This window comes from Nocardia sp. NBC_00565 (assembly GCF_036345915.1).
In the GTDB taxonomy this organism is placed as follows: Bacteria; Actinomycetota; Actinomycetes; order Mycobacteriales; family Mycobacteriaceae; genus Nocardia.
Window position 1 is genome coordinate 413,111 of the sequence record NZ_CP107785.1, and the last position, 25,466, is coordinate 438,576.

Here is a 25,466-nt window from a genome sequence, read left to right on the forward strand (position 1 = left end):
CCGGTTCGAGAGGAACTTTCGTGACAGACGACAGACGCCTGGCGCGCAACCCGATCGCCATCGTCGGGATGTCCGGGCTGCTGCCCAACGCGCACCACCACCGAGAGTATTGGCAGAACATCGTCGACGGCGTGGACTGCACCACCGAGGTGCCCACGTCACGCTGGAGCCTCGACGATTACTTCGACGCGGACCCGGACGCACCGGATAAGACCTATTCGCGTCGCGGCGCATTCCTGCCCGATATCGATTTCGACCCACTGGAATTCGGACTGCCGCCCAACCAGCTCGAAGTGACCAGCACCATGCAGACACTGAGCCTCGGGGTGGCGCGCGATCTGCTGATCGACGCGGGCGCGGTCGATTCCACCTGGTACGACGCGGGTCGGACCGGCGTCGTACTCGGGACCACCGGACCCGTTCCGCTGATGCACCCACTGGCGGCGCGACTATCGACGCCGGTGTTGAAGGAGGCGGCGCGATCGGTCGGCCTGTCCGATGACGACGCCGATGCGATCGCCGATAAGTTCGTCGCCGCTTTCGCACCATGGGAAGCGAATTCGTTCCCCGGCCTGCTGGCCAATATCACCGCCGGACGGGTGGCCAACCGGCTCGGCCTCGGCGGTATCAACTGCACCGTCGACGCGGCCTGCGCGGCCTCGCTGGCCGCGCTGCGGACCGCGATCGCCGAATTGCAGGACGGCCGGGCCGATATGATGATCACCGGCGGCGTCGACACCGAGAACACCATCTTCATCTACATGTGCTTCAGCAAGGTCGGGGCGCTGTCGTCGAGCGGACAGATCAGTCCGTTCGCCGCCGACGCGAACGGCACCCTGCTCGGCGAGGGCATCACCATGCTCGCCCTGCGGCGACTGGAAGACGCACGCCGCGACGGCAATCGGATCTACGCGGTCATCCGCGGACTGGGTTCCTCCAGTGATGGCCGGGCCAAGAGCATCTACGCGCCGCGCGCGGGTGGACAGCGGGTCGCCCTCGATCGGGCCTACGCCGACGCGGAATGCTCACCCGCCGATGTCGCGCTCATCGAGGCGCACGCCACCGGCACACCCGTGGGCGATAAGACCGAGCTCACCGCGCTGAAAGGGCTGCTCGCCGACGCGACTTCGGAGACCCGCTTCGCGGCGCTGGGCAGTGTGAAGTCGCAGATCGGGCATACCAAGGGCGCCGCGGGGACGGCCTCGGTCATGAAGTTGGCGCTGGCGCTGCACCAGAAGGTGTTGCCGGGCACGATCAATGTGGCCGCGCCCAATGCGGAGATCGCGTCGGATGACGCGCCGTATTACGTGAATACTCGGACGCGGCCGTGGATCCGGGATCCGCAGCGTCCGGTGCGCCGGGCCGCGGCCTCGGCATTCGGATTCGGCGGGACCAACTTCCACGTCGTGCTGGAGGAAGCCGATTCCGGTCGCGACCAGCCGGTGCTGCACCGCACCGCGCGGGCGCACCTGTGGCATGCGCCCGATGTGGCCGGCCTGGTGGATGCGGTTCGTAGCGTGGACGCCGTTGACGGCGGCGATATTCCGGAGGCGCACGCGCGCATCGGGTTCGTCTCGGTGGACGACGAGAATGCCGAGCATCTGCGCGCGCTCGCGGTGGATGAGCTGGTGCGCAATCCCGATGCGGCGGCGTGGGATCACCCGGAGGGCGTGTACTTCCGGGCCGCGGCGCTGCCGGAGCGCAAGATCGGCGCGCTGTTCGCCGGACAGGGCAGCCAGTACGTCGATATGGGAGCGGATGCGGCGCTGAACAATCCGGTGGTCGGTGCGGCCTTCGACGCGGCCAATATCGCATTCGACGGTGCGCCGGTGCGGTTGTCCGCGGTGGTGTTCCCGCCGCCCGCCTTCGATGAGGAGACGGCGGCCGAGCAGGAAATCGCCCTGCGCCGTACCGAATTCGCGCAGCCCGCGATCGGTGCGCTGGCGGCGGGGCAGTTCCGGACGCTGGCCGAATGCGGGTTGCGTGCCGATGGATATCTCGGGCACAGCTTCGGTGAACTCACCGCGCTGTGGGCCGCCGGTGCGCTCGGCACCGACGACTTCTTCGGCCTGGCCCGGGCGCGTGGTGCGGCGATGACGCCGGCCGCGGGTGTCGAGGCGGGGACGATGGTGGCGCTCGGTGCGTCGCGGGAGACCGCCGAGGAATTGCTCGCCGATGTCGATGACGTGTGGATCTGCAATCACAACGCACCCGATCAGGTGGTTGTCGGCGGTGGGCCCGAGGGGATCGCCGCTGTGGTCGCGCGGGCGGGTGAACGTGGGGTGGCGACCAGGGCGCTGCCGGTGTCCGGCGCGTTCCACACCCCGTATGTCGCACATGCGGTGGATGCGTTCGCGAAGGCGACCGCCGAGGTGTCGATCGGAGCACCCGACGCACCGGTGTACGCGAATACACCCGATGCCCGCTACGGCGGCGATATCGCGGCCAATCGCGCCCTGCTCACCGGACAGCTCAGTAAGCCGGTCGAATTCGTCGCTGCGCTGACCGCAATGCGCGCGGACGGCTGCACGGTGTTCGTGGAGTTCGGGCCCAAGCAGGTGCTGACCTCATTGGTGCGGCGCACCCTCGGTGACGAAGTCATCGCCATTCCAACGGATTCCGGCCCTATCGGCAACAGCGACCTCGCACTGGTGCGGGCCGCCGTGCGGCTGGCCGTGCTCGGCTTCGGTTTGCACGGGATCAATCGCCACGCTGCGCCTGTGCCGGTCGCGCGCACTTCGGGTCGCGCGATGACCGTGCGGATCTCGGCGCCGGAGTATGTGCCCGAGAGTCGGCGGGCAGCCTATGCCGCCACGCTCGATGACGGCTACCGCGTCGCCGTTTCCACCCCTGTCGACACCGTCGTCGATCGTCAGCCCGAAATACCGGCCGTGGCCGCAACTTTCGCCGAACCGACGGAGACCACCGTGTATCAGCCCGCCCAGTCCTACGACCCGGGAGCCGACGCACTGGACAGTGCGCTGGTGCAGCATCTACAGACCCACCGCCAGTTCCTCGACGGCCAGCTAGATATGGCCCGTGGCCTCGCCGGCGTACTCGGCAACGGATCGCTCGACGAGGCGACCGTGCGGGCGATCGAGGCCGTCAAGGATCACGGCGTGGCGATCAGCGAAAGCCATTCGCGGGCGAGTGAAGTGCTCGCGCAACTGGCGGAATTGGAAGGTGGGTTCGGGCCGGTCGCGCGGACGGCGCCGGTCGCGCGTCGGGTGGAGTCGACGCGGCAGTCGGCGATCGAGCCCGCGCCCGAACGTCGGCCGCTGACTCCCGCTGTCTCTGAACCGCCCGTGGAAACCGTTGTGGTAAAGGCTGTTCCGGAGTTCCACGCCACGGCTGCACCTGTTGTCGCGGAGTCGAACGGGCACCCGGCGGTATCGAACGACCAGGCATCCGCTGATGATCTGCGGCGTGCGCTGCGGGAGGTCGTCGCGGAGAAGACCGGGTATCCGGTGGAGATGGTGGATCCGTCGATGGATCTGGAGGCCGATCTCGGGGTGGATTCGATCAAGCGGGTGCAGGTGATCGGCGCGCTGCAGGAGCTGTTCCCCCAGTTGCCGAATCTCGGGCCGGAGCAGCTCGGGACGCTGCGTACGCTCGACCAGATCGCGAGTCTGCTGGGCCAGGTCGCGGTGACGGCAGCGCCGGTGGCAGTGGACGCGGCTGCCAGCGCGGGCGCTCCCGCCGCGGCTGCCAGTGACACGGGCGCACCCGAGGGTGCGGATCTGCGACGCGCATTGCTGGAGGTCGTGGCCGAGAAGACCGGGTATCCGGTGGAGATGGTGGATCCGTCGATGGATCTGGAGGCCGATCTCGGGGTGGATTCGATCAAGCGGGTGCAGGTGATCGGCGCGCTGCAGGAACGGTTTCCGGAGTTACCCAATCTCGGTCCGGAACAACTGGGCACGCTGCGCACGGTGGATCAGATCGTCGATGAGCTCGCTGGTGCGATGGGTGGTGATGTTCACCCAAAAGTTGAGGCCGCGGCCGAAACGCCGCGGTATGCCGTTGAACTGATCACGCTGCCGTCGCCCGACCGGGCGGTTGCTCCCTTCCGCGCGGACGCCGATGTCGCGCTGGTGGATATCACCGGCTCAGCGGAAACCGACTGCGCTGCCATCGAATCCGCGCTCACAGCGCGCGGTTGGTCGGTGCACCGGGTCAGCGGGACGACGGGTCCGGTGGACCTCGACTCTGTCGATGTGTGTCTGGCCGTGCTCAGCGGAGGTGTGGCCGAATGGGACTCCGCGCAGCGTTGGCTCAATGCGGCCATTCTGACCGCCGGTGAGATGGTGCCGCGGCTGGCGAAGGCCGAGGGCCGGGCGGCGTTCGTCACGGTGACTCGGATCGACGGTCACCTCGGCTTCCTCGGAACGGCGGAACCCACTGCCGCGCTGCTCGGCGGCGTCGGCGGAGTGGTGAAAACCCTTGCGACCGAACAGCCTGCGCTCTTCGTGCGAGCCCTCGACATCGACCCAGCGGCCGGCCCGGACCGGCTTGCCGAACTGGTCGCCGCCGAACTCGATGACGCGGCGCGGGACACACTCGAGGTCGGCATTGATGCGGCGGGTCAGCGTCGAACGCTGGTGCCGAGTGCGCATGCGCCGGCCCGGTCGTTCACGATCGTGCGGCCGGGTGACGAGCAGCAGCCGAGTCTGCTGACGGCACAGGATGTTCTGCTGGTCACCGGTGGTGCGCGCGGTGTCACCGCGACTTGCGTGCGGGCGCTGGCCCAGCGGTGCGAGGCGCGGTTCGTGCTCCTCGGCCGGTCTGAGCTGACAGCCGAACCGGACTGGGCCGCAGGGGTTTCCGATGCGGATCTCAAGCCTGCGGCGGTGCGGGCCCTGGTCGGCACCGGAGCCAAGCCGCGCGATATCGAGCGTGCGTGCTCGCAGGTGCGGGCCGCCCGGGAGATCAGCGTCACTTTGAAAGAATTGGGGTCGCGGGCAGAGTATCTGGTCGTAGACGCCACCGACGAGGCGGCGGTACGCACCGCGCTCGCGCCGTGGCGCGACACCATCACCGGTGTCGTGCACGGAGCCGGTGTGCTAGCCGACTCGATGATCACCGACAAGACGGCCGAATCCATCGAGCGGGTCATGGATCCCAAACTCGCGGGTCTCGCGGCCGTGCTCGCCGTGGTCGGCGAACTGCGGCACCTGGTGCTGTTCACCTCGGTCGCCGGACTGTTCGGCAACGCAGGCCAAGCCGACTATGCCGCCGCGAACGAGGCGCTGTCCCGGTTCGCGATGAGCTGGCGGCGGCGCCATCCCGACTGCCACGTCACCGCGATCGACTGGGGCGCGTGGGACGGCGGGATGGTGACACCCGAACTTCGGGAGCACTTCCAGGCCCGCGGCATCGCCCTGCTGGATCCGGTGATCGGTGCGGCGGCATTCACCGAGCAGTTCACCGAAGAACATCGTGACGACACCGTGGTCCTCATCGGGCCCGCCGAAGGTCTCTCGGGTGAGGTGACGGTCGATCCGCCAGCAATGCGGGCGCGGCGGAATGTCAGCCGGATTACCGAGGAACCGATCATCCAGGCCCACCGCATCGGCGAACATATCGTGCTACCAGCCACTTTCGGCCTCGGCGCGATGGTAAATCTGGCCGAGCGCAGTCTGCCGGGCCGGATCGTGGTCGGCGCCAGGGACTTCCAAGTCCTCAAGGGAATCGTCTTCGACCAGCCGGTGGACGAGCTCGAGCTCGAACTCGTCCCCGGCGCGGACCGAACACTGGTCGAAGCGACTGTCCGTGGTGGCGATGTCCTGCACTTCCGGGCAACGCTGCTGCTGGCCGCCGCACCCGATCAATCGCCGCACAAGGCGATCCCGCGCGGATCGGCCAGCGACGCGAACATCTACCGCGATGCCATCCAATTCCATGCGCCCGCCCTCCAGGGCTTGCGCACGTTGCTCGCGGCCTCGGACGACGCGATCGTCTTCGAATGCGCACTGCCTGCCGCGAGAGTGGCGGACGGCGGCTACGCGGGCCACCTGCACGATCCGGTCCTCGCTGACCTGCTCCTGCAGGGTCCGCCGGTGCTGGGCTACCGGCTCCTCGGCGCGGCGTGCTTGCCACTCGGTATCGGCCGCGCGGAGTACTACCGGAGGTTGCCCGCGGACGAGCCGTTCCTGCTCACCGTGGACAACCCACGACAGGGCAGTTTCGACGTCCGCATCGACGCCACCGCCACCACAGCGGATGGCACTGTACTGCAACGTTTCTCGGACGTCACGGTGGTGACGACGCCGGATCTGACCGCGAAATTCCAGACTTCGGTGCGGGGGTGGATGGCATGACGGTCCTCGAGTTCGACGGGGTTCCCTTCGATCCGATCGGTACTGCTTCCGCCGCGCCGCCGGTGGTACGTCCAACGCACGACGCGACGACTGCGACGGCTGCCGTGCAGGCGGTCGCCGACCAAGCCGCGGACGCTGCTGTCGCGGCACCGGGGGAGTCGGTTGGCCATGGAGTGGCGACTGGTGTGGCCGCGGCGCCAGCGCAGTCGGTTGGCCGCGGAGTGACGACTGGTGCGGTCGCGGTGCCAGCAGCTCAGCGGGTGCCGGGACCACTCACCGAGATCCGTTCGGGCGTCGTGGCGGCGCACCGTGCGGCGTTGACCGCGCAGGTGGCACTGCAACGGGCGGTCTGGCAGCGGATGCTGCGCGTACAGGCGCCGGTGGCGGCTGAACCCACTATCGCGGCGGTTGCACCCGGCATCGCGGCCTGTGCGCCGGAATGGGCACTCAAGCCGCTGGCTCGTACCGCGCGCACCAGCCTCGACGGGGCCGCGTTGCGCCGCCTCGCCGAGGGAGACGTCACCGGCGTGTTCGGCTATCGGCGCTCCGGTATCGACTCGGCGGCGCGACTCGCGGCCACAGGACCATTGGTGCTCACCGAGGTCGCAGCCATCGAATTGCGCGGTGGCACCGGAAGCGGCCGGGTGGTCGCGCATTTCGACGGCGATATGCGTGCGGCGGCAGTGCAGGCCGCGGAAGTGTTCGCACTGTTCACCGGTCTGCAGCTGTGCCTGTCGGGGAGCACCTTCGTCTCCGAGCCGGAAATTTCCGAAAGTGCGTCCGGCACTGTCGAGTTCGTTGTCACCGAGATCGACCTGGTCCCGCGACCGCACGTCACCGGCACTGCGACCGTCACGGGAGTAGCTCGGCCACAGCAGGTCACCGTGACGGTTGTCGAACCCGCAGGTACCGGAGTGGGCCCGGGCGCGGCGGTATCGGACATGCTGCTCAACGAATTCCACATGACCCACCTCGCGCGTGGTGATCAGGGCATCGCGATGGGACCCGAATTCGCCGGGTACACCGGTGTTCGCGCCACCCGCTTGCCCACCGGCGGCCTGCTACTGGTCGACCGGGTAGTCGAATTCGACGGCGCGCGTGGCCGATTGGACGGCGCGTCCTACCGCACCGAATACGACGCACCCGCCGATTCCTGGTACTACGGCGATACCGCCAACGAATCCATGCCGCATTTCGTGTACATGGAGACCTCACTACAGGCAGCGCTGTTGATGGGCTACTACGCCGGACCCACCCTCACCCAGCCGGGCGTCACCCTGAGCCTGCGCAATCTCGGCGGCACGGCGACTGTCCTGCGCCGAGTCGATCTGCGGGACAAGACGATCGAGCAGACCTCACGTCTGCTGTCGACGACCATCCTGCCCGGCTCGTCCCTGCAGAACTTCGACTACACGCTGAGCGTGGACGGCGAACCGTTCTACACCGGCGAGACCATGTTCGGTTACTTCAGCGACGAAGCGCTGGCGAATCAGACCGGCCTCGATGCCGGGCGCGACGCACCCACGTGGCTGGATGAGCATCCGGCTGCCACCGTCCGCACCATCGATGTCGCCGCTCGCCGCGCCGATCCCGACGCGCAGCTGTGCGCCCGCCGGACGCTGGCGCTGATCGACCGTATCGATGTGGTCGACGGCGGCGGGAAATACTCGGCGGGATACCTGCATTCGTTGCGCGAGATCGACCCGTCGGATTGGTATTTCGCCCGCCACTTCCACCTGGATCCGGTAATTCCGGGATCGCTGGGTGTGGAATCGGTCATCCACGCGGTCCAGGAGTGGATGCTCGATGCCGGATTCGCCGACACGATCAGCGATCCGGTCTTCCGCATCCCCAGCGATATCGCCTTCAGTTGGCGCTACCGCGGCCAGTTCCTGCCGACGGACGCGACGGTGCGTCTGGAGGCCCACATCAAGGAGATCCGCCGGGGTGCGCACGGCGTCACCGTCATCGCCGACGGCTCGCTGTGGAAGCCCGGACTGCGCATCTACGAAGTCATCGACCTGGCAATCGAACTCGGCGAGCGGGAGGACCGGCCATGACCACATTCCCGACCACGGTCGTCGCGGAGACCGCCGATGACATCACCGCCGTACTGCTCGATGTGCGGCGACCGTGCTGGATCGTGCGCCACGACGGCCGGGTGGGCGCAACCTCCGATGCGACTGTCGCCGCTCGAGCACAGGTCCTCACTGCGGTCGCGCCGCTGCCGCCGGAGTTGCTCGGCGACAAACAGTTTCACGCGACCCATGGGGTGCGCGCCGCGTACGTCGCCGGGGCGATGGCCAACGGGATCGCCTCGCCCGCAATGGTTTCGGCGATGGCACGAGCGGGCTACCTCGCGTCCTACGGTGCCGCGGGCGTGACACCCGCGGCGGTGGACGCGGCGCTGGCCGAACTCAGCCGGACCACCGGTGGAAAGCCGTTCGCCTGCAACCTGATCCACAGCCCGTCCGAACCGGCGCTGGAACGGTCGATCGTCGATGCCTGCCTGCGCCACCAGGTGCGCTGCGTCGAGGCGTCGGCCTTCATGGGCTTGACCGCCGAGGTCGTGCGGTACCGGGCGGCGGGGCTCGGCGTGGACCGGCACGGTCAGGTGGAGGTGCGTAATCGCCTGATAGCCAAGGTGTCCCGGGTCGAGGTCGCGGAACCGTTCCTGCGTCCGGCGCCCGCGAACTTGCTGCGGCAGCTGGTCGAATCCGGCGATCTGACACCCGTACAGGCCAGCTTGGCCGAGCGGGTGCCGATGGCCGACGACATCACCGCGGAGGCCGATTCCGGCGGGCACACCGACCGCAGGCCGCTGCTCGTACTGCTCCCGGAGCTCATCGCCGCTCGCGACCGGATCGCCCGCACGGTGCCCGCCGCCGCGGCGGTACGCATCGGCGCGGCAGGCGGTATCGGCACACCGGCCGCCGCGGCGGCGGCATTCGCATTGGGAGCCGCGTACGTGGTGACCGGCTCGATCAACCAGGCCACCCGCGAGGCCGCGCAGTGCGACACCACCAAACAGCTATTGGCCCGGGCGGATTTCGCCGACTGCACCATGGCGCCGTCCTCCGATATGTTCGAACTCGGTGTGCAGGTGCAGGTCCTGCGGCGGGGCACCATGTTCGCGGCCCGTGCCCAGCGGTTGTACGACACCTACCGCGCCTACGCGGGAATGGACGATATCCCCGTCGAACTGCGCGGGGACCTCGAGGCCACGCTGTTCCGGCGGCCGCTTGCAACCGTTTGGCAGGACTGCGTCACCTACTTCACCGAACGCGATCCCGGCCAGTTGGTCGGCGCGGCCGAGGATCCGAAACGCAAGATGGCCTTGGTGTTCCGGTGGTACCTGGGGCTGTCGTCGGGCTGGAGTATCCGCGGCGAAGCCGATCGAGTCGCTGACTATCAGGTGTGGTGTGGACCCGCGATGGGCGGGTTCAACAACTGGGCTGCCGGGTCCTATCTGGCCGCCCTGAGCAACCGGCATATCGCCGATATCGCCGACCAGATGATGCTGGGCGCCGCGTATCTCACCCGAATCGCCCAGCTGCGTACCGCGGGCACCCGGCTACCCGCCGAATGCGCCCGATTCGTTCCGCGACCAATGGAGCATCGATGACAACACTGGAAACCGATTCGGACACCAGGACCTCCTGGATGGTGTGCCCGTTCTGTGCCGCCATGATCTACGCCAAACGCTACGACCGTGGCGGCCGGGTGTGCCCGGACTGTGACGGTCACGGCGCACTGACCGCCGACCAGCGCATCGACTCGCTCATCGACAGCGGCTCGGCGCAACCCATCGAGCCGGCCGAGACACTCCGAGATCCACTGGGGTTCAGCGACTCTCGCAGCTACCTCGAGCGCCGCGGCGAGGCACAGCGCCGCACCGGAATGGACGATGCCATCCGCTGCGTGCGCGCGAGCATCGGCGGCGCTCCGGTTGTGCTGGCGGTCATGGACTTCCGCTTCCTCGGCGGCAGCCTCGGCAGTGCGGTGGGGGAGGCGGTGACGACGGCCGCCGAGGTGGCCTTGTCGGCGCGCGTTCCGCTGGTGCTGGTGACCGCGTCCGGCGGTGCGCGCATGCAGGAGGGGATCTTGGCGCTGATGCAGATGGCCAAGACCAGCCAGGCGCTGCGCGACCTCGATGACGCGGGCGTACTGACCATCTCGGTGATCACCGACCCGACCTATGGCGGTGTGGCGGCCTCCTATGCCACATCCACCGACATCATCATCGCCGAGCCCGGGGCACGGCTGGGCTTCGCGGGCCCGCGGGTGATCCAGCAGACCATCGGGGAGACCCTGCCCGCCGGTTTCCAGACGGCGGAGTTCCTGCTCGAACACGGCGTGGTGGATATGATCTGCCACCGCTCCGCATTGCGTGACCGGCTCGCGCGGCTGCTGGCGCTGGCAGCGGACAGTTCGCGGCGGGTCGATTTCGTGGAATCCGTGCCGCCGGTGCGGCGGGATCCGGCGACGTTGCCAACCCGGGATGCCTGGCAGAGTGTCCGTGCGGCACGGGAATTGGGACGTCCGACCACGCTGGACTACCTTTCGTCGGCCTTCGACGAGTTCATCGAATTGCACGGCGATCGGCTCAGCGCCGACTGCCCGGCCATGATCACCGCGCTGGCCCGCCTCGCCGGTGCGCCGGTGCTGGTAATCGGCACCCAGAAGGGCCATACCGCGGGCGAACTCGCCCGACGAAACTACGGGATGCCGACTCCGTCCGGTTACCGCAAGTCCGCTCGCGCATTGCGGCTGGCCGCGAAACTGGGACTGCCCGTGATCACGCTGGTGGACACCGCGGGTGCCTATCCTGGCATCACCGCCGAGGAACAGGGTCAAGCCGTCGCGATCGCCGAATCGCTGAAACTGCTTGCCGGACTGCCCGTTCCGATCGTCTCGGTGATCACCGGCGAGGGTGGTAGCGGTGGCGCGCTTGCGCTCGCGCTGGCCGACCGGGTGCTCGTCTTCGAGAACGCGGTGTATTCGGTGATCAGCCCCGAGGGCTGTGCATCGATCCTGTGGAAGGACGCCTCGGCCGCGCCGCGGGCCGCTGCCGCACTGCGGGTCGATTCGACGGCCCTGCTCGAACTCGGCGTCGCGGATGCGGTGGTGCCGGAGCCGCACGGCGGCGCGCATCGCGATCCGGCCGCGGCGGCCGCGCAGCTGCGTCGCGCCTTGCGGCACAGCCTCGCCGAACTCGGGCCGCTGCCGGTCACGGATCTACTCGATAGGCGCCACTACCGTTTTCGCGCCTTCGGCCTGCCCACGACGAACCACCAGGAGAAGTAGATGAATCACAGCGACTCGACGAGGGGTGGCGGCCAGGAGGCGGGTGGGCCCGAGTCCGTCACCACCCAGCCGGGCCGGGCGATGAATCCGGCCGATGCCGATCGCGCGCTGACCGTACTGTCGCGGCATGCGTTGAGCGTGCGCGCGGAGACCGCGCCGACCTCGGTGACGGTGGCCAATGGTCCACTGCTGCTGCGGATCAGCTGGGACGGCGAATCCGGTGTGGTCGGGTCCAGCGCGGCGCCGACCGCTGTTATCGAGGAAGCGCCCGCCGAAACACCCACGGATACAAATACATTCACGATCGCCGCCGAAACAGTCGGGGTGTTCTACCGGTCGCCGGAACCCGGCGCTGCCCCGTTCGTCGCCGAGGGTGACCCGGTGCGGGCGGGCCAGCAGGTCGGCATCGTCGAGGCCATGAAACTGATGATCCCGGTCACCGCCACCCGCGAGGGCCGGGTGGCCGCACTCCTGGTCGAGAACGGCGAAGCGGTTGAGCACGGCACGGCACTGATAGTGCTCGAGGTCGTGCGATGAGCGAACCCAGTGAGTACAGGGGCGCGGGGCGCTGGCCGGGCGACGGGTGGGCGCGAATCATGTGCCAGCGCGTCTCGCGCATGCCGGCGCCGAGCGTCAGCGGGGTGCGGGCATGAGCGAGCGTGGCGAGGAAGCGTTGGTATTCGCTCGTGCCGGAGCGGAGGGGTGGCGGGGTGCGGGGATGAGCGAGCGTGGCGAGGGAACGATGGACACAGCCGCGTACTCGCTCGTGCTGGAGCCGAACGCTAGCGGGGTGCAGACATGAGCGAGATTCGCAAGGTACTGATCGCCAACCGCGGTGAGATCGCCGTGCGGGTTATCCGCACCTGCGCTGAACTCGGCATCGCTACGGTCGCGGTGTATTCCGAACCCGACGCCGATTCCGCGTGGGTCCGGTTGGCCGACCACGCGGTGCGGATCGGCCCGGGCCCCGCCAAGCGCAGCTACTCCTACATTCCGGCGATCATCGAGGCCGCCCGGGCGACCGGCGCGGACGCGATCCATCCCGGATACGGATTCCTGTCCGAAGACCCGGATTTCGCGGAGGTGTGCGAGGCCGAGGGCTTCGTCTTCGTCGGCACACCCGCCGCGGTGCTCGCCGAGCTCGGCGATAAATCCACCGCGCGCGCCTTGATGTCGGCGGCCGGTCTGCCCTTGCTACCGGGCAGCCGTGACACACTCGACACCGCCGAGGAGGCGCAGACCCTGGCCGACGGCATCGGCTACCCGGTGATCATCAAAGCCGTTGCGGGCGGCGGCGGTCGCGGTATGCGGGTCGTGCGCGATCCGGCCGATTTCGCCGCCGACTGGCAGGAGACCCGCGCCAACGCCACCGCCGTCTTCGGTGACGGTCGCCTCTACGTCGAGCGCTACCTCGACTCGGCCCGCCACATCGAGGTGCAGATCCTCGCCGACGTCCACGGCACGGTAATCCATCTCGGCGCGCGGGATTGCTCCCTGCAACGCCGCCACCAGAAGCTCGTCGAGGAGTCGCCGGCCCCCGGCCTGCCCGATGAACTCGTCGCCCGCATCGGCGCGGCGGCGGTCCGCGGTGCCGAAGCCGTGGGTTACGTCGGCGCGGGCACCTTCGAATTCCTCCTCGACCCCGAAGGCCGCTTCTACTTCATGGAAGTCAATTGCCGCCTCCAGGTAGAACATCCGGTCACCGAAATGGTCACCGGCATCGACCTGGTCGCCGAACAACTCCGCATCGCATCGGGCCAACCCCTGTCCATTTCCCCCGAAGCCGCCACACCCCGCGGCGTCGCCATCGAATGCCGCATCAATGCCGAAGATCCGAACCGCGAATTCGCCCCCGCCCCCGGCACTCTCACCGAATGCGTACTCCCCGCTGGCCCCTTCGTCCGTGTCGACACCCACGTAGCCCCCGGCTACTCCATACCCCCGCACTACGATTCGCTACTCGCCAAGGTCATCGTCTGGGCCCCCGATCGCAACACCGCCATTGCCCGCATGCGCCGCGCCCTCTCCGCAACCTGCATCCGCGGCACCGGCATCGCCACCACCACCGACTTCCTCCACGACATCCTCGACCACCCCCGCTTCCGCGCCGCAAACCACGACACGGCCCTAATCGGCACCCTCACCACCCAAATCCGCGCCGCTTCGTAGGTCGCGATCTTCTTTCTCGACCACACGCCTCGGCTCGTGGTAAGTGGCTTTCATCCATTGGACGGTGCCCGTTCCTGCGCGATGAGCACCAGGCCGATGAGCGGCTGGTGCGATTGGTTGCAACCACACCTTTGCCCTCCTGCGGCCGCCGTTTCGCCGAAATCCATGGCACCACCGGGCAGCGCCCATTGCCCGGTGTCGCGGCGACGTTGCATCAGGATTGCTCCGGACTCGTCAGTGACCAGCAGATTGCACGCCACGACAAGGGAATTGGGCTCGGGTGCCTTCGGGTCGTGGTAGTACTCGATTCTGCCCATGGTCGGCCATTCGCTAGGGTGCCCAGGGCTGCGCATCAGCCCAGATCGCGTCGAAGCTTTCGGTGTAGTTGTCGAACCAGCCAGTCTCACCGACACGTCCGACGCTGAAGACCGCTATTGACCAAACGCGCTACGGGTGTGGATCGGCAATCAGAACGTGGAATTGCGGCGCCCCCTGCCAGGCAGGCTGGAGGGTGCCGACGCGGCGTGCGCCCCAGTGTCTGTAGATCGCGTAGGCGTTCTGGTTGGCCGGGTTGACCAACCACGTCACCCGTTGTTCCGTTCGGTCGGCGAGCAGTCCGCGGTATAGAACGCCAGCGATGCCGTGGCCGGTGTGCTTCTTATCGACCATGAGCTCACTGAGCGCGTACGTCTTGGTTCCGTCCTCGACGGTGAAGTCCTCCGTGGATGGCTGTCCGGGGTCCAGTACGAGCCCGGTCCACCATGTGGTGTCGATACCCAGCGGCCAGCCGAACGCTTGGCCGACAGGTTCCCCGTCGATGGTTGCGAGCACCATCGAGAACCCTGGTACAGCCGAGTAGACCTCGAATCGCTCCATGAACGCTTCAGTGGATTCGAATGGGTTTCCGGTGGCGATGGCGTCAACATAGCTGCGTGCCTGCACGTCGGCGATCGTGTCGCGGACGGTACGCGCTAGATTACCGGAAAGTGACTGCAAGACAACAGTTTCCGCCATATGATCCTCGCCTAGTTGTGGGTTGTGAACCGATCGTATCGTTGCTGGAAGTCGTTGTGGCGGGGTTTGATTGCGGCTGCGCGTACAGGTTCCAGAACCCGCAGCGTCCGGCCGGACGACACTCCTCCACCCAGGTTCTCGAGAACATCCGCAGCCACAGCGATGGCGTCGTCGATGTTGCCGACCTCCGCCAGCGAGGATGCGAGCCAAGCGCGGTAGTTGGCGGAGTTGCGCTGCCCGGCGCGTTCGGCGGCCACCTGCTCGAACAGCTCCGCCGCTCTTGACGCCTCACCGAGGTATTTATATCCGCATGCCTCGTGATATCGGACTTCGTTGTGGCACATGAATTTCAGCCAATCGGCGCATTTATCGAACGGCTCGTGATCGTAGGCCAGGTCCATCTCCCGCCATGCCGTGGCAACAGCTCTGGTGAAGGCTGATCGGTCGCCGAGACATGCGTAGGCAGTAGCTTGCCTCGCTGCGATCAGCGCATGAATTCGGCCCGACGGCTGCCGCCGCGTCAGGTCTGCGGCCCTCAAGGTAGACCGCAATGCGGAGGTCGGGTGTGCCTCGCCGCGGCGGGCTTGGGTAACGGTCTGGAGGGCGACGTTCAGACAAGTGTGCGCGGCCAACTCGTCGTCGTCGGTTTCGTTGGCCAATGCCATTGCGTCGCGATAGCAGTCTCGGGCCGCTACTTGGTCGTCGTTGTCGTAGTGTAGCCATCCAGCAGTAACAGCCATGTTCCCCGCAGCGGAGATAAACAGTGGCGCGGCAGCACTGTCGATGTCGCAGGTCGCCAACACGGCCTTCGCGTCCTCGAGGTCGGTCCGCGCCAGCTGGGCAAGCGCGCCACCGCCGACCTTCTGTTCTGTGGTGACGAAACTGTCCACTCGCTTCGCTAGACGTTGGGCGTCGGACATTCCGATGTGGGCAGGTAAACGCGGGTGAGCGAGGACGGTGAGCCCGGCTGCGGTTCCAGCAACGAACAGTTGTCGCCGTTTCATGTCGTTGTCCTCTTCTGCTCCGTGTTCAGCGGCGTGGTGTGTGAATTCAGGCGTACCCGTGTCCAGCCGATCGAACTCCGACAGGGACACTCCACCAACGCCATCAATCAGCCGTGCGCCGGTGACAGCGACCTCGAATCGCGCCAGCTGCACTTGGTCGAGCCGCGCCAGGGCGGTGTCCAGCGCTTGCGCGGATGCGCCTCGAACGGGCCGTTCCGGCGTGGCCCTTTCCCACTTCCGAATGGTGGGCTGCCTGAAGCCCAGATCCTCCGCGAACTGCTCTTGCGTCAGGCGCAGCGCGTCTATACGCAGAGCCAAGACCTCGACCCGTGTCCACTTACTGAAGATCATGGCCGCCCCTGTTCGTGCCCGCAATGCACCGTGTCGCAAGCGTATTACTTGCGTGCGGTTTCAGGGCTGGGAACGAACTAGCTGGTCGGCGACGCTCGATATAGCCCCGGCGCCGGGTCGATGAGCCCCTCATCCCCGGCGCTGGGTGCCCGCCAACACCCCAACACGCCCTGAGGGATGCCACCCATGCCCGTAGGAACCATCGCCCTGATCGTCACGGCCGCCGCGATACTCGCCCTCTGGTGCGGCATCCGATTCGGGCTGCCCTATCTGATCGACCGCGACGACGCCATACCGGACGGCGCGGTGTCGAGCGCCGATATCCTCGACCGCGTCACCGCCGAGGGCGGCCTGAGAACCGATTCGTGGCAGCTCGAACCGTCCCATCGAGCACCGTCGCAGCCATCCAACGCCGAGATCCGGCGGCACCGCGAATGCGGCACCGACATCTGCTCGGCGAAATACGCCGCATTCTGGACGCTGGCTGATTCCGGACAGATCGTGCCCGATGCGAGGGTCCTCCGATGAGCAACGGCGAACTGCCGAAACGATCCGCATTCGTCGGGCCACAACGCTCGCTCTACTGCGATGTGCCGACCGTACTGATGGAGCATTACCTCGAGGCCCTGCACGCCCACCAGTGGACAGACACAGAACATTCCGAGGGGACGCGGTGAACCGAAATCCGTTGCACACCACCGTAATACTGGGAAAAATCGCCGTGTGGCAGCTCGTCAACCGCGCCCCCCGGGTACTGCGCGTGCAGCTCACCACCGAGGCATTCACCGCCTACCGCCTGCCATCACGCACGAAACTGCTCGACGCCCAGCCCGGCACGATCATGTTCGACACATACCCGGATCTGGTCGACGCCCGCGAGCTGCTTTCCGAGCATGGCGACTTGTGGGATGCGGTCCGCGAGGACTACTGGGCCGCCCTACTCAATACGGCGGATCTCCCTTCGCCAGGAATAGGCGGGTAGCGGATGGCTGAATTACCTTCCGCACGAAGGGATAGCGCTGCATCGGTGCGGGCACTGCTCGCGGTCTTCCATGAGGACACTCGCCAGAAACTCGACCGCGCCCCCGTCGATAGTCGACCGATATTCGAGGGCGCGGACGGCTCGATGATGTGGGTTGATGAGGACGGTTGGGTCTCCGACTCGGACGCCGACCTGGACAAATCCGACCCACCCGACAACCGATCCGCTCGGCAGTGATGCCATGAACCCAAGTGTGTGGGCCGCTGATGTCTGGTTGTCGTACCCACCTCATCCGAGGCAGAGGCCTCTCACCCAACGAACACGAAACGACTAAAGCCGTACTACCCGTTAGCTGCTGCGCGGACCAGTACCGTCTCTGGCCATGACCTTCAATCCAGATCTGTGGAAACCCATTGACGGGCTTGGGGATTCGAGCGGTATCAGCGGCACCGTGCCCCGCTACTTCAATCCAGACCGCACGAACGCGTTCACGATATGCCGTTGCAGCAGCAGATACATCACCAAAACCGGCAAGCAGGCGAGGCTCGCCAGCGCCATCATCGGCCCCCACTGATCCCCTTCGGTGCCCATGAAACTGCGCAGGCCTAGCTGCAGCACGCTATTGGACTGGCGCAGAACGACTGCGGGCCAGAAGTATTCGTTCCAGGCGTTGATGAACAGCAGGATGCCGAGGGCGGCGAGGGCGGGGCGGAGATTGGGGACGACGACGGTCCACAGGATGGACCAGGAGGAGCGTCCGTCGATCTTGGCGGCGGCGACGAGCTCCTTGGGGAAACTGGCCATGTGCTGGCGTAGTAGCAGTACCGCGAGCGCCGAGCACAGCGTCGGTAGTACCACCCCGATCAGGGAGTTGATCAGGCCGAGCTTGGTGAGCAGCACGTAGTTCGGCAGCATCGTCACCTGGAACGGGACCAGCCAGGTGCCGACGAACGCGAGGTACAGGATCCGCTGGAACGGAAACGTGTACATCGCGAAGGCGTAGGAGGCCAGCAGCGCGACCAGCAGCTGCCCGGCCGCGGACAATGCCGCCACGAAGAAGGTATTGCCGATCAACCCGACCACGTCGACTTTCTCGGCGGCATCGGTGTAGTTGGCGAACGAGATCGGCCACGGGAACGGCGACAGCGAGGTGACGTCCTCGGGCCGGCGCAGTGAAGTGGCGAACAGCCAATAGATCGGGAATATGCACACCACGGCGGTGACTGCGAGCAGCAGATGGCTGCCCGCGGTCCGCAGACGGTCAATCATCATGGAAGGCAACCTTTTCCGAGATCCACACCAGGATCCCCGCGAGCACACCGAATCCGGCGAACAGCAGCACTCCGGCCGCGGCGCTCAGCCCAGCGTCGAAGCTGTGGAAGGCGTAGTCCCACAACAAGTAATAGATATTGGTGGTGGCCTGGGCCGGCCCGCCCTGGGTCATCGAATCGATGAGCGGGAAGGTCAGTGTGGGGCTGAGCAGGACGGTGGTCAGCACCAGGAACAGCAGGGTGGGGGACAGCAGCGGCAGGGTGATCCACCGCCGGATCTGGCCCGGGCTCGCGCCGTCCACCTGGGCCGCCTCGTCGTAATCGACACTGATACCGGCCAATCCGGCCCACACCACCAGCACCGCGAAGCCGAGCAGCTGCCAGCCGGTGATCCCGATGATGACGGCGTGTGCGGTGCCCGCGTCGTAGACCCAGTTCCGGTTCGAGCCGAGGATCTGGTCGACGAAGCCGCTGCCGGGATGCAAAAGCCAACGCCAAACCGCCGCCGCCGCAACGGGAGCCACGAGGAACGGCACGAAAATCAATGCCTGATAGATCGTCCGTGCCCGCCCGTGCACCCGTCGGCTGGCCAACGCGATGAGCAAGGGCAGCACGACAGTGAACGGCAGCATGCCCACGATCAGCACCCCGGTTCGCCCGACCGAATCCCAGAAGGCCGGAAGGTCGACCAGCCGTTCGTAATTACCGGTGCCGACCGGCTTCATCGGCGAGGTCGGCAGCAGATTCCACGAGTAGGTGGACAGTTCGAACGCCTGGACCAGCGGCCGATAGATCCACACCACCAACAGGAACAGGGCAGGGGCCAGATAGAGGTAGGGCACCACGAACCGCCCCGCCCGGCGGAACCGGGCGAGGCGGCGGGTCTGTGGCACTGGAGCGATATCCGCTGCCGCAGTGGGTACTTCGACGACGAACATGCCCTACCGGGCCTCGGCGGCGAGTGCGGCCAGCTGTTCGAGCACGTCCTCTTCGGCTCTGTCGTAGACGGTTTCGGCGGGCGTCGCCTCGATCGCGGTGGCAACCAACGTCGAGCCGAGCAGATCGATTCGGCTGTAACCGAATCCGGCGAGCCCGCGGTGACGACCCGCGGGTGCGATCGTGTCGATCCGATACGCCAGCGCGGGCCCGATCCATACCGGGATCCCGTTCAGCGCAGCGGCGCCCGTCAGGTGGTTGTGTCCGCAGATGATCAGTCGCACATCCGATTCCGCCAGCACCTGACCCAACAGCTCCGGCTGCTCGAGCCGCAGATATTCGGTCGTCGCGATCGGCGAGGGGATCGGCGGATGGTGCAGCACGAGCAGCGTGCCGTGCGGCGCGGGTTCGCGCAGCTGATCGGCCAGCCAGTCCAGCTGTTCGGGTTCGAGCCGCCCGTCGTGCCGGCCCGGTGTGCTGCTGTCCAACGTGATGATGCGCAACCCGGCGACCTCGACCACCTGGTCGTGGGTGGTATCCGGGTCGACCGAGTCCAGGCCGAGCAACTCGATCCCGAAGGCCTCGCGCTCGTCGTGATTGCCCATCGCGTACACCGTGCGCGCGCCGAGTTCGGCGGCCACCGGCTCGACCGCGTCGCGCAGCCGCCGATACGCCTCCGGTGACCCGTTATCGCTCAGATCTCCCGACAGCACCAGCGCGTCGATGCGTTGCCCCGACGCCCGTAGCTGCTGCAGCACCTGGGTGAGATTCGCATAGGTGTCGATCATGCCGTGTACCCGTTCACCGGCGGGCCGGATATGGGTATCGGTCAGCTGAACGACAGTTACCTCACTCATGACGCGGGCAGGAGTTTGGCGCCCTGCTCACGGGCGGTGGTCAAGGTGGACTGGGGATCCTTGCCCTGGAACACGATGGACTCGACCGCGTCCATCATGCCGTCGCGGATCTGCAGATAGTTGGTGCCCGGCATGGAGATCCACGGCTCCATATTCGCCAGCTGCGCGACATTCGGTGCCAGCAAAGGATTCTGCGCCGACCAGGTCTTCAGCCCGTTCGGGTCGTCCATCAAACCGGTACGCAGCGGCAGATAGCCGATGCCCTGCGAGATCTTGGTGTAGGCATCCTCGCTGGTGAGGAATTTGATGAGCTCCCACGACGCCCGCTGCTTGGCCGGGTCGTTGGACAGAATATGCAGCGACGCGCCGGAATTCGTCGGCACGGTGGGCTTGCCTGCGAAACTCGGCATCGGCGCGGCCCGCAGGTCCCACTTGTCCTTGGCGCCGGTGACGAAGGTGCCCTGGATCGCACTGGTCTCCAGGATCATGCCGATCTCACCGCGCGCGAAGGCCTCATAACCCTGCTTCTGGTTCAGCTTCGGCATACTGCCCGAGTCGACCAGTTGCTTGCTCATCTGCGTGACCTCGACCGCGGCCGCGTCGGCGAAGGTCAGCGTCTTGCGATCCTCGGAGATGACCCGGCCGCCGTTGGAGCGGACCAGCGACTGGAAGCACCAGTCCTTGGCGGTCTTGGTCAGGCAGTCGATGTATACGCCGCCCTTACCGGTCTTTCCGGTGATCGCGGCGGATGCGTCGGAGACCTGCTGCCAGGTGGCGGGCGGCTTGGCCGGATCGAGTCCGGCTTCGGTGAACAACGAGGCGTTGACGTACAGCACGGGCGTGGAGAAGACGAACGGGACGCCGTAGGTGTGGCCGTCCCAATCCGCCAGGGTCCGCGCCTTCGGTGCGTACGGGTACTTGGCCCCGTCGAAGTTGTGCTGGACCTCCTGCTTGGAGACCAGCGTATCCAGCGGCTTCGCGCCGAGCTGGTGGATGGTGTAGTCGAGATCGCTGAAGCCGAGCTGCGCCACATCCGGTGGGGTGCCCGCGACCATCTGGTTCTGGATGCTGGAGATGGTGTCGGTGGCCGGATTCGGGCTGTTGCCCTGCGGTTTCTGCGCGGTGACCTTGATATTCGGGAACTTCTTGCCGAAATCGGAGATCAGCGAGTTGAAGGTGTCGGTCCACGCCCCGGCGAGTCCGTAGTTATAGGACTCGAACACGATCGACACCTGCTGATCCGGCTTCAGTTCCGGGATCTGGGCAGTATCGACGTTCGAGTCGGTGGTGGTGCTCCCGAGTCCGCCGCAAGCGCTGAGCGCTACGGTGGTTGCGAACACCAGGCCCAGCACGGGCACGGTGCGTTTCACGGTGGTTCTCCTCATCGATAAAGGGTGGGTGTGACGAATCAGGCGACGGCCACAATTGCGCTGTCGTGGGTCGAATCCCGGTGCGGCTCTCGCCAAGTCAGGCGCAATCCGGATTCGGGGTGGAACAGATGCAGGTGGGCGGGATCGACGCGCAGTCCGATGGCGTCCTCGGCGCTCACTCCGGCCGGTCGCGGCGCGCGGGCGCACAGGGTGTGCTCGCCCATGGTGAAGTGGATCAGTTCCTCACTGCCCAGGTTCTCGACCATCGTCACCTGTCCGCGAATGGCGGCTTCGATCGGATCGAGACGCAGTTGCTCGGGGCGGATTCCGGCGACGACATCGATGGGATCGCCGAAATCCGTTGCCGTGATGGCCAATTCGATATCGATACCCTCGGCCACCAGGAACAGCCGGTCGTCGCGCTGGGTGACGACCGCGGGGAACAGGTTCATCGGTGGGGCGCCGAGGAATCCGGCGACGAAGGTCGAGCGGGGGTGGTCGTAGAGCTCGGTCGGGGTACCGACCTGCTCCACCTGACCGTCGTTGAGCAGTGCGATCCGGTCCGCCATGGTCATCGCCTCCACCTGGTCGTGGGTGACGTACAGGAACGTCGCCCCCAACCCGCGGTGCAGCGAGATCAGTTCGGCGCGGGTGGCGCTGCGCAGTTTCGCGTCCAGGTTCGACAACGGTTCGTCCATCAGGAACGCGCCGGGATCGCGAACCATCGCGCGGGCCAAGGCAACTCGCTGTCGTTGACCGCCGGACAGCGCGGCGGGCTTGCGGCGTAACAGCTCATCCAATCCGAGCGCCGCCGCCACCTCCGCGACCCGCTCGGCGATCTTGGCCCGTGGTGTGCGGCGGGCGCGCAGCGGAAAGCCGATATTCTTCGCGACCGTCAGATGCGGATACAGCGCGTAACTCTGGAACACCATGGCCAGATCCCGCTGTTGCGGGGCCAGGTGGGTAATGTCGGTGTCGTCCAACAGGATTCGGCCACCGGTCGGGTCCTCCAGCCCGGCGATCATCCGCAGTAGCGTGGATTTGCCGCAGCCGCTCGGTCCGAGCAACACCATGAACTCGCCATCGGCGATGTCCAGGCTGACCTCCCGTACCGCATACGTCGCACCGAAGTGTTTGGACACCTGCTCGATTCGCAGTCTCGCCACCAGATCTCCTCAGACCGGCAGCTCGCCGGCGACGACCCAGGTCGCCACCCGGGCCGCGATCGCCGGTGCGTCCTTGACCCACTGAAAGTGGTCGCGGTGCGCGACGGGCGCGGATTCGTCGATATGCCACTGGGTGACCCGTGCGTTCGGCATCCGGGAGACCAGGAAGTCGACATTGGACTTGGGACCCAGGACATCGTCGGACAGTGAGATGACCAGCACCGGTACGGTCATCCGCTTCAGCAGCGTGTTGTACTGCCGCTCAGTGCCTTTCGGGCGGTAGTAGCTGGTCAGTGAGTGCATCGACCAGTCCCGCATAACGCGGCCCGGCATGGGTGCGGGGATTAGTACACCGCCGGGCCAGTGGCCCTTCCAGCGCGATACCAACCCGATCCATTGGATCTGGCTCAGCGCCTCGAACCAGCGGCGCGGCCCGAACGCCCACCAGAACACAGTGCCGGTGCCGATGACGGTCACTCCCGCGATCCGATCGGGTTCGGCGGCGGCGAACAGCAGCGCCAACTGGCCACCGAGGCTGTGTCCGAACAGGTGGATCGGCGCTTCTGGAAAACGCTCGCGCACTGCGGAAACCACGGCGGGCAGGTCGATCTCCAGCATCTCGCGGTAGCCGAAGTCGCTGTGCAATCCGAACTCGGGCTTTGCCTCACCATGGGCCCGCAGGTCACAGGTCGCGACCGAAAGACCCTGGGCATTAAGCTCTTTGGCGAGCGACAGATAGTTCTTCGCCTTCATCGCCATGGCGGGCAGGATCAGCACCACCGGCGTGTCGGGCTTCTTGCCGGGCAGGAAGCGGACGGTGAATTCGACGCCATCGGCGGTCGAGACCGTGGTCGACTCCAAACCGGTGAACGCGGAACCCTTCTGGGGCGCGGTACTCGTCACTGATCCGCCTCCGTGATCGCGACGTCGCAGACATAGTCGAAGGTGAACTTGGCGACGACCACATCGCCGTCATCCAGTAGCGCTGCCTTACCGGACAATTCGAACCGGTTCGACGTGGTGGCGGCCAGCACCTCGGCCAGTTCGCGCTGGTCCACGGTGGCGATCGCGCGGATGCGGCCGATGGCGGGCTTGCGATAGGAGGCGGTGCCCGCGCGCAGCACCAGCCGTTCGACCGTGCGCAGGCGAGTGGCGGCCGCGCCGACGAACGCCGCCGCGCCACCGATATCGGCGGCGGTGAACAGCGCACCGGCATGGACGGTGCCCATATGGTTGCGCACAGTGTCGACGGCCGGAATCTCGACCACCGCTCGCTCCGGTCCGATCTCGGTGATGCGGGTTCCGACGTGGCGGCCGAACGGCACCATCTCCTGTGAGACGGCCCGCAGGTACTCGTAATCGACCGCATCGCAGTCGAGTTCGGGATAGGCGGCAGCGAATCCAGCTATTTCACGCGTGGGCCCACCCGTCGCCCGGCCGCCGCCCCTCATGGAATCGCTTCGCGATACTGTATTCATCTGTTGTCCCTTCAGCGATTGCGCAGTGCACGGCGGGCGATGGACCAGCGCAGCACCTCGGATGGACCCTCGTAGATGCGGAAGGCTCTGGCCTCCACCAGGAATCGGGCGACCAGGTAGTCCTCGCAGACACCGAGTCCGCCGTGCAGCTGGACCGCGCGGTCGAGCACCCGCCAAACCGCCTCGGAGACGAACGTTTTCGCGATCGACGCGTCATGGCGGGCCTGCGAGGAGGTCGGCCCCTGCTCGTCGATGGTTTCGGCCGCGGTGCGGATCACGCCACGGGCGGCGGCGATATCGATCTCGTTATCGGCGACCAATCCCTGCGCCAGACCGTGATCGGCGATCGGGACGCCGAAAGACTGCCGGGTGCTGATGTGTTCGATGGCGAGGTGGTGCGCGCGCACCGCGAGGCCGAGCCAGTTCATGCAGAACACCAGCCGCGAGGGCGCGAGCCGGACCTGGGCGAGCACCAGCCCCTGGCCGACCGCGCCGAGTACGGCCGAATCCGGTACGGCACAGTCGACGAAGGCGACCTCGCAATGCCCGCCGGGTGCGCTGGTGTGATCGAGGGTCGGCATCCGGCGGCCCACCTTCAGCCCCGGATTGTCCTGATCGACCAGGAACATGGTCGGCCCGTCACTGGTCTGTGCGACGCAGATGGTGAACGCCGCGCCCTGCGCGCCGGTGGTGAAATGCTTGGCGCCGTTGATGATCCAGCCGTCATCGGTCTCCTCGGCGACCGTCTGCAGCATGCCGGGATCCGAACCCGCGCCCGGTGCGGGTTCGGTCATCGCGATGGCCGAGCGGACCTCACCGGCGGCCAGCGGCGCGAGATAACGTTCCTGCTGTTCCGGGTTGGCCACGTGGGCGAGCAGGTGGATGTTCCCGTCGTCGGGGGCCCACGCGTTCACGGCGAGCGGGCCGAGCAGGCTGGCGCCCGCGGCTTCGAGCACCCGCGCCTGGTCCCGGGTATCGAGACCGAGCCCGCCGTATCGCGGGTCCGAGAGCGGGCCGAACACACCCGCTTCCTTGGCCTTCTTCTGCAGCTCGAGCCGTAGAGCGTCATCCATCACGCGTCCGTCGACGACGATCTCGCGTTCCACCGGAATTACCTGGTCACGAATGAACTGGGTGGTCTTGTCCACCAACTGCGCCACAGTGGTCATGGCGTCAGTCTCAGGGCGACGGGGGCGTCTGAGTCGGCTCGATAGTCAACGTCGATTGTGCGAATCGACTGC

The 25,466-nt window shown here is 66.7% G+C and carries 22 protein-coding genes; 11 read left to right on the top strand and 11 right to left on the bottom strand.

The genetic code is table 11. From position 1 onward, the window contains the following. Positions 1-20: 20 nt before the first annotated feature. The 7 genes from OG874_RS02295 to OG874_RS02325 all read left to right on the top strand — a co-directional run bounded on the left by OG874_RS02295 (position 21) and on the right by OG874_RS02325 (position 13,796). Positions 21-6,320 carry an SDR family NAD(P)-dependent oxidoreductase gene (locus OG874_RS02295; protein WP_330253463.1) on the top strand — a complete coding sequence of 2,100 codons (6,300 nt, stop codon included), beginning with the start codon at positions 21-23 and terminating at the stop codon, positions 6,318-6,320. Further along, positions 6,317-8,380: a beta-hydroxydecanoyl-ACP dehydratase gene (locus OG874_RS02300; protein ID WP_330253464.1), complete on the top strand. Its 2,064-nt coding sequence runs from the start codon at positions 6,317-6,319 to the stop codon at positions 8,378-8,380. The genes OG874_RS02295 and OG874_RS02300 overlap by 4 nt, the downstream gene beginning before the upstream one ends. Beyond that, on the top strand, positions 8,377-9,945 hold the full coding sequence (locus OG874_RS02305) for a PfaD family polyunsaturated fatty acid/polyketide biosynthesis protein (RefSeq protein WP_330253465.1): 1,569 nt from the start codon (positions 8,377-8,379) through the stop codon (positions 9,943-9,945). The genes OG874_RS02300 and OG874_RS02305 overlap by 4 nt, the downstream gene beginning before the upstream one ends. Continuing rightward, complete coding sequence (gene accD / locus OG874_RS02310; protein WP_330253466.1) at positions 9,942-11,627, top strand: acetyl-CoA carboxylase, carboxyltransferase subunit beta; 1,686 nt, start codon at positions 9,942-9,944, stop codon at positions 11,625-11,627. Before OG874_RS02305 ends, accD begins: the two co-directional genes overlap by 4 nt. After that, on the top strand, positions 11,628-12,164 hold the full coding sequence (locus OG874_RS02315) for an acetyl-CoA carboxylase biotin carboxyl carrier protein (protein ID WP_330253467.1): 537 nt from the start codon (positions 11,628-11,630) through the stop codon (positions 12,162-12,164). A 112-nt stretch (positions 12,165-12,276) separates the two neighbouring features. Then, the gene (locus OG874_RS02320; protein ID WP_330253468.1) at positions 12,277-12,429 is read left to right on the top strand and encodes a hypothetical protein; all 153 of its coding nucleotides are present in this window, start codon (positions 12,277-12,279) and stop codon (positions 12,427-12,429) included. Beyond that, complete coding sequence (locus tag OG874_RS02325; protein WP_330253469.1) at positions 12,426-13,796, top strand: acetyl-CoA carboxylase biotin carboxylase subunit; 1,371 nt, start codon at positions 12,426-12,428, stop codon at positions 13,794-13,796. Before OG874_RS02320 ends, OG874_RS02325 begins: the two co-directional genes overlap by 4 nt. Before the next feature lie 50 nt (positions 13,797-13,846). Here OG874_RS02325 and OG874_RS02330 read toward each other — a convergent pair whose 3' ends face one another. The 3 genes from OG874_RS02330 to OG874_RS02340 form a co-directional block, all read right to left on the bottom strand. Then, the gene (locus OG874_RS02330; protein WP_330253470.1) at positions 13,847-14,113 is read right to left on the bottom strand and encodes an NUDIX domain-containing protein; all 267 of its coding nucleotides are present in this window, start codon (positions 14,111-14,113) and stop codon (positions 13,847-13,849) included. A gap of 130 nt (positions 14,114-14,243) precedes the next feature. Then, positions 14,244-14,810, bottom strand: a complete 567-nt coding sequence (locus OG874_RS02335) for a GNAT family N-acetyltransferase (protein WP_330253471.1) — start codon at positions 14,808-14,810, stop codon at positions 14,244-14,246. An 11-nt stretch (positions 14,811-14,821) separates the two neighbouring features. Beyond that, positions 14,822-16,165, bottom strand: coding sequence for a helix-turn-helix domain-containing protein (locus OG874_RS02340; protein ID WP_330253472.1), 1,344 nt, complete (start codon positions 16,163-16,165; stop codon positions 14,822-14,824). Positions 16,166-16,351: 186 nt separating this feature from the next. On the opposite strand from OG874_RS02340, the gene OG874_RS02345 reads away from it, so the two are divergent. The 4 genes from OG874_RS02345 to OG874_RS02360 are packed head-to-tail and all read left to right on the top strand — an operon-like array spanning position 16,352 to position 17,384. Next, complete coding sequence (locus OG874_RS02345; RefSeq protein WP_330253473.1) at positions 16,352-16,693, top strand: hypothetical protein; 342 nt, start codon at positions 16,352-16,354, stop codon at positions 16,691-16,693. Then, positions 16,690-16,842, top strand: a complete 153-nt coding sequence (locus OG874_RS02350) for a hypothetical protein (RefSeq protein WP_330253474.1) — start codon at positions 16,690-16,692, stop codon at positions 16,840-16,842. Before OG874_RS02345 ends, OG874_RS02350 begins: the two co-directional genes overlap by 4 nt. Further along, positions 16,839-17,147 carry a hypothetical protein gene (locus OG874_RS02355; protein WP_330253475.1) on the top strand — a complete coding sequence of 103 codons (309 nt, stop codon included), beginning with the start codon at positions 16,839-16,841 and terminating at the stop codon, positions 17,145-17,147. Before OG874_RS02350 ends, OG874_RS02355 begins: the two co-directional genes overlap by 4 nt. A gap of 45 nt (positions 17,148-17,192) precedes the next feature. After that, a complete protein-coding gene (locus tag OG874_RS02360; RefSeq protein WP_330253476.1) occupies positions 17,193-17,384 on the top strand; it encodes a hypothetical protein in 192 nt (63 codons plus the stop codon). 222 nt (positions 17,385-17,606) lie between these two features. Here OG874_RS02360 and OG874_RS02365 read toward each other — a convergent pair whose 3' ends face one another. From OG874_RS02365 to OG874_RS02400, 8 genes are read right to left on the bottom strand one after another with little or no spacing between them, the layout of a single operon-like run. Continuing rightward, entirely contained in the window at positions 17,607-18,419 is an 813-nt protein-coding gene (locus OG874_RS02365; protein ID WP_330253477.1) for a carbohydrate ABC transporter permease, read from the bottom strand. Next, positions 18,409-19,356 carry a carbohydrate ABC transporter permease gene (locus OG874_RS02370; RefSeq protein ID WP_330253478.1) on the bottom strand — a complete coding sequence of 316 codons (948 nt, stop codon included), beginning with the start codon at positions 19,354-19,356 and terminating at the stop codon, positions 18,409-18,411. The genes OG874_RS02365 and OG874_RS02370 overlap by 11 nt, the downstream gene beginning before the upstream one ends. A gap of 3 nt (positions 19,357-19,359) precedes the next feature. Then, positions 19,360-20,211: a metallophosphoesterase gene (locus tag OG874_RS02375; protein WP_330253479.1), complete on the bottom strand. Its 852-nt coding sequence runs from the start codon at positions 20,209-20,211 to the stop codon at positions 19,360-19,362. Continuing rightward, positions 20,208-21,596 carry an ABC transporter substrate-binding protein gene (locus OG874_RS02380; protein WP_330253480.1) on the bottom strand — a complete coding sequence of 463 codons (1,389 nt, stop codon included), beginning with the start codon at positions 21,594-21,596 and terminating at the stop codon, positions 20,208-20,210. Before OG874_RS02380 ends, OG874_RS02375 begins: the two co-directional genes overlap by 4 nt. A 23-nt stretch (positions 21,597-21,619) precedes the next feature. After that, positions 21,620-22,747, bottom strand: a complete 1,128-nt coding sequence (locus OG874_RS02385) for an ABC transporter ATP-binding protein (RefSeq protein ID WP_330253481.1) — start codon at positions 22,745-22,747, stop codon at positions 21,620-21,622. Between the two features lie 9 nt (positions 22,748-22,756). Continuing rightward, entirely contained in the window at positions 22,757-23,650 is an 894-nt protein-coding gene (locus OG874_RS02390; protein WP_330253482.1) for an alpha/beta hydrolase family protein, read from the bottom strand. Next, positions 23,647-24,225 carry a YiiD C-terminal domain-containing protein gene (locus OG874_RS02395; RefSeq protein WP_330253483.1) on the bottom strand — a complete coding sequence of 193 codons (579 nt, stop codon included), beginning with the start codon at positions 24,223-24,225 and terminating at the stop codon, positions 23,647-23,649. The genes OG874_RS02390 and OG874_RS02395 overlap by 4 nt, the downstream gene beginning before the upstream one ends. Positions 24,226-24,236: 11 nt before the next feature. Then, positions 24,237-25,394: an acyl-CoA dehydrogenase family protein gene (locus OG874_RS02400; RefSeq protein ID WP_330253484.1), complete on the bottom strand. Its 1,158-nt coding sequence runs from the start codon at positions 25,392-25,394 to the stop codon at positions 24,237-24,239. Positions 25,395-25,466: the final 72 nt, after the last annotated feature.